General features: G+C 66.3%; 12 protein-coding genes and 1 tRNA gene. 7 read left to right on the top strand and 6 right to left on the bottom strand.

Annotated elements, in window-relative coordinates; genetic code table 11:
* Nucleotides 1–204 precede the first annotated feature (204 nt).
* Nucleotides 205–1,020, bottom strand: coding sequence for a sulfite exporter TauE/SafE family protein (locus ACRSCF_RS20990; RefSeq protein ID WP_034367117.1), 816 nt, complete (start codon nt 1,018–1,020; stop codon nt 205–207).
* A 66-nt stretch (nt 1,021–1,086) separates the two neighbouring features.
* Between ACRSCF_RS20990 and ACRSCF_RS20985 the strand changes: the two genes are divergently transcribed.
* Entirely contained in the window at nt 1,087–2,055 is a 969-nt protein-coding gene (locus ACRSCF_RS20985) for a LysR family transcriptional regulator (protein WP_026062449.1), read from the top strand.
* Here ACRSCF_RS20985 and ACRSCF_RS20980 read toward each other — a convergent pair.
* The 5 genes from ACRSCF_RS20980 to ACRSCF_RS20960 form a co-directional block, all read right to left on the bottom strand.
* Nucleotides 2,046–2,915 (bottom strand): zinc-dependent peptidase, encoded by an 870-nt coding sequence (locus tag ACRSCF_RS20980; RefSeq protein WP_034367114.1) that lies wholly within the window; start codon nt 2,913–2,915, stop codon nt 2,046–2,048. The two genes, ACRSCF_RS20985 and ACRSCF_RS20980, sit on opposite strands and share 10 nt — an antisense overlap.
* Nucleotides 2,912–3,787 (bottom strand): UDP-2,3-diacylglucosamine diphosphatase, encoded by an 876-nt coding sequence (locus ACRSCF_RS20975; protein WP_016450538.1) that lies wholly within the window; start codon nt 3,785–3,787, stop codon nt 2,912–2,914. Before ACRSCF_RS20975 ends, ACRSCF_RS20980 begins: the two co-directional genes overlap by 4 nt.
* Before the next feature lie 157 nt (nt 3,788–3,944).
* A complete protein-coding gene (locus ACRSCF_RS20970; protein ID WP_034367112.1) occupies nt 3,945–4,451 on the bottom strand; it encodes a peptidylprolyl isomerase in 507 nt (168 codons plus the stop codon).
* Between the two features lie 57 nt (nt 4,452–4,508).
* Entirely contained in the window at nt 4,509–5,096 is a 588-nt protein-coding gene (locus tag ACRSCF_RS20965; RefSeq protein ID WP_016450536.1) for a peptidylprolyl isomerase, read from the bottom strand.
* A gap of 148 nt (nt 5,097–5,244) precedes the next feature.
* On the bottom strand, nt 5,245–5,778 hold the full coding sequence (locus tag ACRSCF_RS20960; protein WP_016450535.1) for a tetratricopeptide repeat protein: 534 nt from the start codon (nt 5,776–5,778) through the stop codon (nt 5,245–5,247).
* A 204-nt stretch (nt 5,779–5,982) separates the two neighbouring features.
* Here ACRSCF_RS20960 and cysS point away from each other — a divergent pair, with 204 nt between their 5' ends.
* The 6 genes from cysS to ACRSCF_RS20930 all read left to right on the top strand — a co-directional run bounded on the left by cysS (nt 5,983) and on the right by ACRSCF_RS20930 (nt 12,017).
* The gene (gene cysS / locus ACRSCF_RS20955; RefSeq protein ID WP_016450534.1) at nt 5,983–7,368 is read left to right on the top strand and encodes a cysteine--tRNA ligase; all 1,386 of its coding nucleotides are present in this window, start codon (nt 5,983–5,985) and stop codon (nt 7,366–7,368) included.
* Nucleotides 7,369–7,417: 49 nt separating this feature from the next.
* Nucleotides 7,418–8,227, top strand: coding sequence for a DNA-3-methyladenine glycosylase family protein (locus ACRSCF_RS20950; protein ID WP_016450533.1), 810 nt, complete (start codon nt 7,418–7,420; stop codon nt 8,225–8,227).
* An 83-nt stretch (nt 8,228–8,310) separates the two neighbouring features.
* Entirely contained in the window at nt 8,311–9,288 is a 978-nt protein-coding gene (locus ACRSCF_RS20945; RefSeq protein WP_016450532.1) for an acetyl-CoA carboxylase carboxyltransferase subunit alpha, read from the top strand.
* Between the two features lie 109 nt (nt 9,289–9,397).
* Complete coding sequence (gene tilS, locus ACRSCF_RS20940) at nt 9,398–10,429, top strand: tRNA lysidine(34) synthetase TilS (RefSeq protein WP_016450531.1); 1,032 nt, start codon at nt 9,398–9,400, stop codon at nt 10,427–10,429.
* A 176-nt stretch (nt 10,430–10,605) separates the two neighbouring features.
* Nucleotides 10,606–11,871 (top strand): aspartate kinase, encoded by a 1,266-nt coding sequence (locus tag ACRSCF_RS20935; protein ID WP_016450530.1) that lies wholly within the window; start codon nt 10,606–10,608, stop codon nt 11,869–11,871.
* 53 nt (nt 11,872–11,924) lie between these two features.
* Nucleotides 11,925–12,017: transfer RNA gene (locus tag ACRSCF_RS20930), tRNA-Ser, on the top strand.
* The last annotated feature ends 130 nt before the right edge of the window (nt 12,018–12,147 follow it).

Below are 12,147 nucleotides of genomic sequence, written 5' to 3'. Positions count from 1 at the left end.
GGCGGGCGCCTGAAGGCGGGGCAGGGAGCGATTCCTGCCCCGCCTTTTTTCGAGGGCAGTGCCCAGTCTTGCGCGCGCTGCAGATCCTTCTTGGCGGTGGCCAGTTCATTGCCCAGCCCCTGCACGTGTTGCTGCCGTTGCCTGGCCATCTGCTGCAGCCGGCAGGCTTGGCTCCAGGCCTTCCCGGCAGCGCGTTCGGGGCGCTCAGCCCGCGCGCTGCAGCAGCACCGGCACCGAGGAGGCCAGCAGCGCCACGCCGGACAGGCACAGCAGGCCCAGCACGATCTGCCGGAAACGCATCTCGCTGATGCCGATATACAGCCTGGAGCCCAGCAGCGATGGAATGAGCATGGCCGGCGCCACGATGGCGAACAGCGGCAGCATGCTGCGCGCGACCATGCCGGTGCCCAGGTAGGTGGCCATGGTCACGGCCAGCATGGACAGGTTGAAGTTCTGGATGACCGAGCGCTGCTCATCCTTGGGGTAGCCGCGCAGCGTGCACCACAGCGTGGGCAGCGTGCCCGTGAAGCCGCCCAGTCCGCCCATCACGCCGCCCGCCAGGCCCACGGCGCCGTCTGCCACACTGCCGCCGCGCGCCAGCCTGGGCATCCGGGCCGACAGCAGCATCACCGGGCACCACAGCACCAGCATGCCGCCCAGCAAGGCCTTGAACCAGGCCATGTCCAGGTGCGGCAGCAGCAAGACACCCAGGGGAATGCCGACAAGACCGCCCAGGATGAAGGGCAGCAGCTTTGCCAGCGCAAACCCGCGCCGCACGGTGATGGCCGACAGCACCTGGCCCAGCAGCGAGCCGAAGACGGTGAGCACGGCCGCATCGCGCGGCTCCAGCACCCAGGCCCAGAACGACATGGCCACCATGCCGAAGGCAAAGCCCGACAGGCCCTGCACGAATCCGGCCGCCGCCGCGCCCAGCGCGATGATGAAAAACATGCCATCCATGGTCTGCCTGGTCCTTTCGTTCTGGGTGTGCAAGACGCCGGAATTCTGGAACGCATGCATAAGCAGAAATTCGTTTGTTTTTATTGTTCAATATGGTTTTGCTTATGACGCGCCACGCCTGAAGCCATGCCGCAACACCCCACTGCATCGACCGCTGCCCAACTGGCCCACCGCATGGCCACGCGCCTGAAGATGAAGCATTTGCTGCTGCTGCGCTCCATCAGCGAGCTGGGCACGCTGACCCGCGTGGCCGAGCGCATGGCCACCAGTCAGCCCGCCGTGACCCAGGCCCTGGCCGAGCTGGAGTCGTTGTTCGGCGCGCCCCTGTTCCTGCGTTCTGCGCGCGGCATGGAGCCTACGGAGCTGGGCGCGCTGGTGCTGGCGCGCGCCCGGGGCATGCTGGCCGACCTGGACCATTGGGCCCACGACATCGAGGCCGTGGGGCAGCAGCGTGCGGCGCACCTGCAGGTGGGTGTCATCCCCTTCCTGCCTGCGCGCATGCTGGCCGAGGCCATCGGCAGGACGCGGCCGCAAGGCCGGCGCATCACGGTCACGCTGCATGAGGACACCAGCGACCGCCTGCTGCAAAAGTTGCGCGCACATGAGCTGGACTGCGTGATTGGCCGCGCCTCGGCCGTGCTGGACATGAGCGGCATACGGCACAGCGTGCTTTATGAGCAGGAGCCTCGCCTGATCGCCCACCGCAGCCTGGCCACGCGGCTGGGGCGCCGGCCTCTGCAGTGGGCCGAACTCACGGGGCTTGACTGGGTGCTGGGCCAGCGCCGCACGCCCATGCGCGAGCAGATCACCGACTTTTTTCTGCGCGCGGGCGTGGAGCCGCCGCCGCCGTTTGTGGAAACGCTCTCGGCCAAGGTGATCGGCGAACTGGTGGCGGCCAATGAGCGTGCCGTGTCCATCGTGCCGGCCGACATTGCCGAGGAACTGGTGCGCATCGCGGGCGTGGGCATTGTGCGCCACCGTTTCGGCTGGACCCTGCCACCCGTCACCCTGTTCGAGCGCAAGGCGGGCGGGCAGTACGAGGAGCAGCGCCTGTTTGCCCAGGCCCTGAAGGAGGTTTGCTCCGATCAGGGGTGACGGGTGGCCGGCTTGAAGAGCGCAGCCAGCAGCGGCTCCAGCGTGGGGAATTCCAGGGCAAAGCGGGCGCGGTCCACGAAGAAGGCTTCGCAGGCCACGGCGAAGAATTCGGCGGGCGCCGTGGCGCCATAGCCGTCCAGCCAGGGCCATTCGCCGCCAAAGCGTTCGGCGATGGTGATCTGCTCACGGAAGGTGTCGTAGGCCGGCGCCCAGGCGGCCTGCCATATCTCGCGGGCCTGGCGCGCGGAGCCGCTGCCCATGAAGCCGGGCGGCAGGGGCGGGCAGCCATCGGCGCCGCCGTTGCGCATGTCGATCTTGTGGGCGAATTCATGGATCACCACGTTGGCGGCCTGGCCGCCGTGACCGTGGTGGCTGGCATGCGGCCCGCGGCCTGCGCCGATGGCCTGCCAACTGAGCATGACGGGGCCGCCATGCATGGCCTCGCCCATGATCACTTCGTCGTAGTCGTGGATGACGCCGGCCTCGTCCATGCTCTGGCGCCGTGCCACGGCATCGCCCGGGTGCACCACGATGCCGACAAAGTCGTCATACCAGGACAGCGCGCCCTGCGGCTCGCCCCAGTGCAGCAGAGGCAGGCAGGCCTGGGCGGCAATCTCCAGCGCCATGGCGTCGCTCACTTGCAGGCCGTGCGCGCCGTGGAAGCGCTTGCGCTGCAGGAAGACGGCGGCCAGTGCGCGCAGCTTCGATTGCTCCTCCAGCGTCAGCGAGGAAAGAAAGGGGTAGGCGGCCAGTATGGACAGCCACAGTGGCGCTGGTATCTCGGGCACCGGCGAGACGGCGGAGCGTGCGCGGCGGCCCAGCCGCCGGGCCCAGTGGCCCAGTTGTCGCCAGAGGCTCATCGTTGGGGCGCCTGTTCAAGTACTTCGGACAGCGGCAGGCGCCGCAGGCCCTGGCCCTGCTCCCAGCGCAGCACTTCGGCGCGCGGCACGGCGGCTGCCAAATCCCAGTCGCTGAGCACCACACGCCGCAGGCCATCGCCCAGTTCATGGTCGGCCGGGCGGTGCGTGTGGCCGTGGACCAGGGTGGCGGCGCGTGCGGCGCGCAGCCAGCTGCGCGTGGCCTCGGCATCCAGGTCGGCATAGGTGGGCATGGCGGCGGTGTGGCTGGCGGAGGGGGCGGCTGCGTCCGCTCCGGCCGATTCACGTTTGCGCGATTCGCTCTCCTGCCGGATGCCGCGTGCCTGCTCGCGGCGCAGCGGCAGCGGCTGCGCCAGGAAGGCCGCCTGCCACGCGGCGGAGCGCGCCATGGCGCGAAAGCGCTGGTAGTCCGTATCGTCCAGGCACAGGGCATCGCCATGGCTGAGCAGGATGCGCTGGTCGCCGCAGTCGAGTACGGTGGGGTCGGCCAGCGTGGTCGTGCCGCACAGCGCATCGAACTGCGCTCCGGTCAGGAAGTCGCGGTTGCCCTGCATGAAGAACAGCGGCCTGCGGGCGGCGGCCTCGCGCAGGGTGGCGGCGCAATCGGCCTCGAAACTGCCGGGCTCCAGCAAGGCGTCGTCGCCCACCCAGACTTCGAACAGGTCACCGAGCAGAAAGACGGCATCGGCCTGCGTGGCGTGCAGGTAGCGGCGAAAGGCCTGCACGGTGGCGGGCTCGCAGGCCTGCAGGTGCAGGTCGGAGATGAAGTCCAGCGTGCGCCAGGCCGCGGGCAGTGTCCATTCGGCCGCAATGGGCGGCACGCAGGGAGGGCGAGGTGCGGCAGTCTGGGCCATGGGCGGGTGCGCGCCCGGCAAGGGCGCTGCATGAAGGCTTGGGAGGGCTCTGGAGCAGGGCTGTTGTCCATGGGCACGGCCAGGGGCGGGCCATGAGCATGGACAACAGGGCGGCTGCACGCCAAGGGGGCAGCCGCCTTGTCGGAAGGGCGCCTGATTACAGGGCCACGGCCTTTTCGATGATCACGTCATCCTTGGGCACGTCCTGGTGGCCGCCGTTGCGGCCGGTCTTCACGCCGCGCAGCTCGTCCACGATCTCGGTGCCCTTGACCACCTTGCCGAACACGGCATAGCCCCAGCCCTGGGCGCTGGGCGAGGTGTGGTTCAGGAAGCCGTTGTCGGCCACGTTGATGAAGAACTGGGCGGTGGCCGAGTGCGGGTCGCCGGTACGGGCCATGGCGATGGTGTACTTGTCGTTCTTCAGGCCGTTCTTGGCCTCGTTCTCGATGGGCGCATCGGTGCCCTTTTGCTTCATGCCGGGCTCGAAGCCGCCGCCCTGGATCATGAAGCCATCGATGATGCGATGGAAGATGGTGTTGTCGTAGTGGCCCTTGTTCACATAGGCCAGGAAGTTCTCGGTGCTCTTGGGGGCCTTGGCGGCGTCGAGTTCGAGGGTGATGACGCCGTGGTCGGCGATGTGGAGTTCGACTTGGGGATTGCTCATGGCGATTCCTTGTTGGGTGGAGGGCAGGGGCGTGCCACGCTGGGCGCGGCGCGCGGTTTACTTGACTTCGGTGGCCGAGAGGATGGTCACCGGCTTGGTGGGTACATTCTGGTGCATGCCCTGGTTGCCCGTGGCCACCGTGCGGATTTTGTCCACCACATCCATGCCCTGGACCACGCGGCCGAAGACGGCGTAGCCGTGTCCGTCAGGCTTGGGTGCGTTGAGCATGTCGTTGTTCACCACGTTGATGAAGAACTGCGAGGTGGCCGAGTTGGGATTGCCAGTGCGCGCCATGGCGATGGTGCCCCGGTCATTCTTGAGGCCGTTGTCCGCTTCCAGCGGAATCGGCGCGCGCGTGGGCTTTTCCTTGAGGCTGGCGTCCATGCCGCCACCCTGGATCATGAAGCCGTCCATCACGCGGTGGAACACCGTGCCGTCATAGTGCTTGTCGCGCACGTACTGCATGAAGTTGGCCACGGTCTTGGGGGCCTTGGCCTCGTTCAGCTCCAGCACGATGTCGCCCATGCTGGTCTTGAGCTGCACCTTGGGTGTGGCGTTCTGCGCCATGGCGGGCAGGGCGGTGCAAAGGGAAGCGGCCAGGGCCATGCCGGCCAGGGAAAGCGACGCAATGCGGCGTGTGGTCATGCAAATCTCCTGAGAAAGCCAAAGGGCTGGGGGATGGAGTGGGAAAACCCGGGCAGGTTCCTGCGCGTGCGCGCAGGCGTGGCAAGACCCAAATGGCGCGCAGACCGCCGTGCCTGGGCGCCGGGGTCGTGCGTGTGGGCCGTGTCTTCTATTTGGTGCCGGTGACTGGAGCCAGCAATTCGCGCAGCAGCTTGAGCTTGGGCCGCACGCTGGCAGCACGGCCGTCCAGGCCTTGTGCCTTGCCGTAGGCCTCGTAGGCCAGGCGGGCGTGGATGTCGCCCAGATTCTCGTAGGCAACGCCGTAGTTGGGGTTGTTGCGCACGGCCGACTCCAGGGCGGAGCGGGCCTTGTCGAGCTGGTTCTGGCCTGCGTAGATGACGGCCAGGTTGTTGTAGGGCTCGGGCAGCTCGGGGTAGTCCTCGATGAGCTGGTTCAGCGCGGCGATGGCCTCGTCGGTCTTGCCGCTGTCGGTCAGGGCCACGGCCTTGAGAAAGCGCATCTGGGGGTCGCGTGCGTTCTTGGCAAGGTAGGCTTCGGCGCGTGCCAGGGCCTGGGTGCTTTTGCCGTTGCGCAGCAACTGGTTCACTTCCGTATAGTCGTCGGCGTGGGCGTGGCCTGTTGCGAGCAGGGCCGCCAGTGCCGCGAGGCGCAGGGCGGAGCGAAACGAGTTGCGTAGAGGCATGTAGGTGCTTTCGGGGCCTCGGGGAAACGCCCCGCGGCGCGGGCTTATACTGCTGTGAATTGTAGCTGAGGGGTGTGCTGGGTCACACGGGCTCTGCGCCTGCCGCTCCTGCTCCCTGCTGAGCATGCCTGCATCGGCGCCAAGGGTCCGGCGGCGCGTGGGACGCGCCCCCTGCAGCGGCCCTTTCTCCCCTGATGAACATCCATGAGTTTGCGTATCTACAACACGCTGTCGCGTGCATTGGAAGCGTTTTCGCCAATCGAACCGGGCCATGTGCGCATGTATGTGTGCGGCATGACCGTGTACGACCTGTGCCACCTGGGACACGCGCGCTCCATGGTCGCTTTCGACGTGGTGCAGCGCTGGCTTCGGGCCAGCGGAAATCGCGTGACCTATGTGCGCAACATCACCGATATCGACGATAAGATCATCCGTCGTGCCGTGGAGAACGGCGAGACCATTCGCTCGCTGACCGACCGCATGATCGACGCGCTGCACCAGGACGCCGACGCCCTGGGCATCGAACGCCCCACGCATGAGCCGCGCGCCACCGAATACGTGCCGCAGATGCTGTCCATGATCGGCCGCCTGCAGGACAAGGGCCTGGCCTACCAGGGCAGCGATGGCGACGTGAACTTTGCCGTGCGCAAGTTCCCCGGCTACGGCAAGCTGTCGGGCAAGTCGCTGGACGAATTGCAGGCCGGCGAACGCGTGGCCGTGCAGGACGGCAAGCAGGACCCGCTGGACTTCGTGCTGTGGAAAAGCGCCAAGCCCAGCGAGCCCGACGAGGTCAAGTGGGCCAGCCCCTGGGGCGTGGGCCGGCCGGGCTGGCACATCGAGTGCTCGGCCATGGGCTGCGAGATGCTGGGTGAGAGCTTCGACATCCACGGCGGCGGTGCCGATCTGCAGTTCCCGCACCACGAAAACGAGATTGCCCAGAGCGAAGGCGCGACCGGCAAGCCTTTCTCGCAGGTCTGGATGCACAACGGCTTCATCAACGTGGACAACGAGAAGATGTCCAAGTCGCTGGGCAACTTCTTCACCATCCGCGACGTGCTCAAGGAGTACGACGCAGAGACCGTTCGCTTCTTCGTCGTGCGCAGCCACTACCGCAGCCCGCTGAACTACAGCGACGTGCATCTGAACGATGCGCGCGGCGCGCTCAAGCGCCTGTACACGGCGCTGAGCCTGGTGGCCCCTGCCGAGGTCGCCATCGACTGGAGCCATCCCGCTGCCGCGCGCTTCAAGGCGGCCATGGACGAGGACTTCGGCACGCCCGAGGCCGTGGCCGTGCTGTTCGAGCTGGCTGCAGAAGTCAATCGCAGCAAGAGCGCCGAGACGGCGGGCCTGCTCAAGGCCCTGGCCGGATGCCTGGGCTTGCTGCAGGGCGACCCCCAGGCCTTCCTGCAGGCAGGAGCGGCAGATGTGGATGCCGCCGCCATCGAGGCGCAGATTGCCGCACGCGCAGCCGCCAAGGCGGCCAAGGACTGGGCCGAGGCCGACCGCATCCGCAAGGCCCTGATGGAACAGGGCATCGTGCTCAAGGACTCCCCTGCAGGCACGACCTGGGAGGCAGCCGCCAAGGGCTGATCCGTATGCCTTGCCAGACGTGCCGCGCCAGGTGCGGGGAGGTGCTTTGATGGCCTCCGCCAAACCCCTGGACACCATGGATTTCGAGCAGTTGCCGCTGGTGGCCGATCTGCCCGTGCCCGAACAGCAACCGGCCCCGCTGCCGGTGGTGACGCTGGGCGCGCGCGCAGGCTCGCCGCCTGCCGCCGCAGCGGCCGCTGCCGCCACGCCCAAGGCCAAGATATCGCTGCCCGCGCCGCCCGAAGGCGCGCCTGCCTACTGGGCCGAGGCCTGCCGCCAGCTCGTGCGCCGGGACCGCGTGATGAAGCGCCTGATCCCGCGCTTTGCCCACCTGGCCCTGCAGCCCGGTGGCGATGCCTTTGCCACGCTGGCGCGCTCCATCGTGGGCCAGCAGATCTCGATGAAGGCCGCGCAGACGCTGTGGAACAAGTTCGCACGCCTGCCTGCGCGGATGGCGCCTGACCTGGTGCTCAAGCTCAAGGTGGACGACATGCGCGCCGTGGGCCTGTCCGCCCGCAAGGTGGACTACCTGGTGGATCTGGCCATGCATTTCACCGAGCACCGCCTGCACCAGGACGACTGGCAGGGCATGAGTGACGAAGCCATCGTGGCCGAGCTCATGTCCATCCGCGGCGTGGGCCGGTGGACGGCCGAGATGTTCCTCATCTTCTACCTGCAGCGGCCCAATGTGCTGCCGCTGGACGATGCAGGCCTGATCTCGGGCATCAGCCAGAACTATTTTTCAGGCGACCCCGTCAGCCGCAGCGAGGCGCGCGAGGTTGCCGAGGCCTGGAAGCCGTGGTGCACCGTGGCGACTTGGTATATTTGGCGCTCGCTCGAGACGCAGCCTGCCGCCTGAAGACAAACCGATCACACCCGATCAACCCCCGTTTTCCGGCCGGAACGCATGCACCGTGCCTGGCTGGGACAAGGAGAAACAAGTTGGCGAAAAAGAACTTTCTGGATTTTGAGCAGCCCATCGCCGAGCTCGAATCCAAAATCGAGGAACTGCGCTACGTGCAGACCGAAAGCGCAGTCGATATCTCGGAAGAGATTGAGCAGCTCAGCAAAAAGAGCCTGCAGCTGACCAAGGACATCTACAGCGACCTCTCGCCCTGGCAGATCACCAAGATCGCGCGCCATACCGAGCGTCCCTACACGCTGGACTATGTGCGCGACTGCTTCACCGACTTCATCGAGATGCACGGGGACCGGCACTTTGCCGACGACCAGTCCATCGTGGGCGGGCTGGCGCGCTTCAATGGCATGTCCTGCATGGTCATCGGCCACCAGAAGGGCCGCGACACCAAGGAGCGCACGCTGCGCAACTTCGGCATGACGCGCCCCGAGGGCTACCGCAAGGCCCTGCGTCTCATGAAGACGGCCGAGAAGTTCGGCTTGCCGGTCTTCACCTTCGTGGACACGCCCGGCGCTTTCCCCGGCATCGAGGCCGAGGAGCGCGGCCAGTCCGAAGCCATCGGCCGCAACATCTACGAAATGGCCCAGCTGCAGACCCCCATCATCACCACCGTTATCGGTGAAGGCGGCTCGGGCGGCGCACTGGCCATTGCCGTTGCCGACCAGGTGCTGATGCTGCAATACGCCGTCTACTCCGTGATCAGCCCGGAAGGCTGCGCCTCCATCCTCTGGAAGACCGGCGAAAAGGCCCAGGACGCGGCCGATGCGATGGGCATCACGGCCCACCGCCTCAAGGCCCTGGGCCTGGTGGACAAGATCGTCAACGAGCCCGTGGGCGGCGCCCACCGCGACCCCAAGCAAATGGCCGCCTTCCTCAAGCGTGCGCTGGGCGATGCCTACCGCCAGCTGGCCGACCTCAAGCCCAAGGAACTGCAGGACCGCCGCTACGAGCGCCTGCAAAGCTACGGCCGTTTCGCCGATACCAAGGCAGACAATCGCTGAAGGCCGGCGCCACGCTCTGGCACACTGAACGGCTCCCCTGTGGGAGCCGTTTTCTTTTTGTGCCGGGACTCGGCCTGAGCCCTGGCATACCTGATCCAAGCCTGTGGAAATGCCGATCACCGACCTGCCGCAAAACCTGCCGGACACCTCACCAGACGCCGAGTCAGGCGTCGCGTCAGGCGCCGCCTTGGGTGCTGCCATCCAGCGCTTTGCGCCACCGCTGCCGCTGGCCGTTGCCTTCAGCGGCGGAGCGGACTCCACTGCGTTGCTGCTGGCCTGTGCCGAGCGCTGGCCCGGCCAGGTCGTCGCCATCCATGTGCACCACGGTTTGCAGTCGGCCGCCGATGCCTTTGTGCTCCAGTGTGAAAAAACCTGTGCGCAGCATGCCGTCCCCTTGAAGATCTGCCGCGTGGATGCGCGCCACGCGCCGGGCCAAAGCCCTGAGGATGCGGCGCGTCAGTTGCGCTACGCCACGTTGATCAAGGCCGCCACCGAGCCCTGGCCTGCGCAGGGCGGTGTGCCCATGCCTGCCGTTCGCAGCCTGGCCCTGGCGCAGCATGCCGACGATCAGGTCGAGACGCTGCTGCTGGCACTGTCGCGCGGCGCCGGCGTTGCGGGGCTGGCCGCCATGCCGGCGCAGTGGAGCAGGGCGGGACTTGCGTGGTATCGACCGCTGCTTGATCTGCCTGGCCAGGTATTGCGGGACTGGCTTGCTGCGCGCGGCCAGGAGTGGGTGGAAGACCCTTCCAATGCCGATGCCCGCTACACCCGCAATCGCATCCGCGCCCAGTTGCTGCCGGCGTTGCACCAGGCCTTCCCCCAGTTTCGCGCCACCTTTGCGCGCAGCAGCCGGCATTGCGCCGAAGCGGCCGAGCTCCTGCAGGAGATGGCCCAGGCCGACCTGGGTGCGGTGGGCAACCCGCCCCGCATCGCCGCATTGCAGGCGCTGAGCCCAGCGCGCCAGGCCAATGTGCTGCGCCACTGGCTGCGCAGCGTGCATGCCACCACCCCGAGCGCCGCGCAGCTCGATCAACTGCTCGCGCAGGTCGGCGTTTGCCGTACGCGAGGCCACCGCATCCATCTCAAGATGGGCAGGGGTTTTGTGCGGCGCCTGGGGTCAGTGCTCGATTGGTACAATTGACAGGTTTTGGTCCAACTTTGCACGAAAACCGGCGGCGCGCCAAAACCAAATGGCTTGCGCAAGACGGGTCTGGACGGACATTTCGCTACATGCGCAGTCCTCTTGAGCACCTGGCTTGCACAAGCACCCCCTGTCGTACAGCGCCGTGCCTAGCAGTTTCGTCACCCTGATATCCAATGGCACTGATCGTTCATAAATACGGCGGCACCTCGATGGGCTCGACAGAGCGCATCCGCAACGTTGCCAAGCGCGTGGCCAAGTGGGCTAGGGCCGGTCACCAGATGGTGGTCGTCCCCAGCGCCATGAGTGGCGAAACCAACCGTCTGCTGGGCCTGGCCAGCGAGCTGGCTCCCAGCTCGGCCAAAACGGCGTACTACCGTGAACTCGACATGCTCGCCTCCACGGGCGAGCAGGCGTCGTCGGCACTGCTGGCCATTGCGCTGCAGGCCGAAGGCCTGGAAGCCATCAGCTTCTCGGGCTGGCAGGTTCCCGTGCGCACGGACAGCAGCTTCACCAAGGCGCGCATCGAGTCCATCGATGACAAGCGCGTTCGCGCCGAACTCGACGCTGGCCGCGTGGTCATCATCACCGGCTTCCAGGGTATTGATCCCAACGGTCACGTCACCACGCTCGGCCGTGGCGGCTCCGACACCTCGGCCGTGGCCGTGGCTGCGGCGCTGAAGGCGGCCGAATGCCTGATCTACACCGACGTGGACGGCGTCTACACCACCGACCCGCGCGTGGTGCAGGCCGCCAAGCGCCTGAACACCGTGAGCTTCGAGGAAATGCTGGAGATGGCCAGCCTCGGCTCCAAGGTGCTGCAAATCCGCTCCGTGGAATTTGCCGGCAAGTACAAGGTGCCCATGCGTGTGCTCTCCAGCTTCACGCCCTGGGACATCGACCTGGAGGAAGAGTCCACCTCCGGCACGCTGATTACTTTTGAGGAAGACGAAAAAATGGAAAAGGCCGTCGTATCCGGCATCGCATTCAACCGCGGCGAAGCCAAGATCTCCGTTCTCGGCGTGCCCGACACCCCCGGCATCGCCTACGGCATCCTGGGCCCGGTGGCCGACGCCAACATCGAAGTCGATGTGATCATCCAGAACATCAGCAAGGAAGGCAAAACCGACTTCAGCTTCACCGTCAGCCAGGGTGACTACCAGCGCGCCATGGAACTGCTGCGTGACAAGGTCGTGCCTGCCCTGGGTGCCTCCGAAGTCGTCGGCAATCCCAACATCGCCAAGGTCAGCATCGTCGGCATCGGCATGCGCAGCCATGTGGGCGTGGCCTCCACCATGTTCCGTGCGCTGAGCCAGGAAGGTGTGAACATCCAGATGATCTCCACCTCCGAGATCAAGACTTCCGTCGTCATCGACGAGAAGTACCTGGAGCTGGCCGTGCGCGCGCTGCACACCGCCTTCGGCCTCGACAAGACGGAATAAAATCGATGTTTTGCCGAAACCGGCAAAAAAGCACGTTACAATAACGTCATTCCGGAAACGTGACCGAGTGGCCGAAGGTGCTCCCCTGCTAAGGGAGTATGGGGTGTAGAGCCTCATCGAGGGTTCGAATCCCTCCGTTTCCGCCAGAATCAAAAAGCCACCCGCAAGGGTGGCTTTTTTTATGAGAGGGTTGCTTCGGCGGCCTGATCAGGCGGCTGGGGTTGATGCTCTGGTTGCGATGGCGAAGTTCTTCTTGTTGGCTTGTTGGAAAAACGT

This window comes from Delftia sp. 11MD, assembly GCF_050907895.1.
Lineage (GTDB): Bacteria > Pseudomonadota > Gammaproteobacteria > Burkholderiales > Burkholderiaceae_C > Comamonas > Comamonas tsuruhatensis.
The sequence above is the reverse complement of the archived record's forward strand: the minus strand, read 5'-3'. Positions and strand labels throughout refer to the sequence as shown.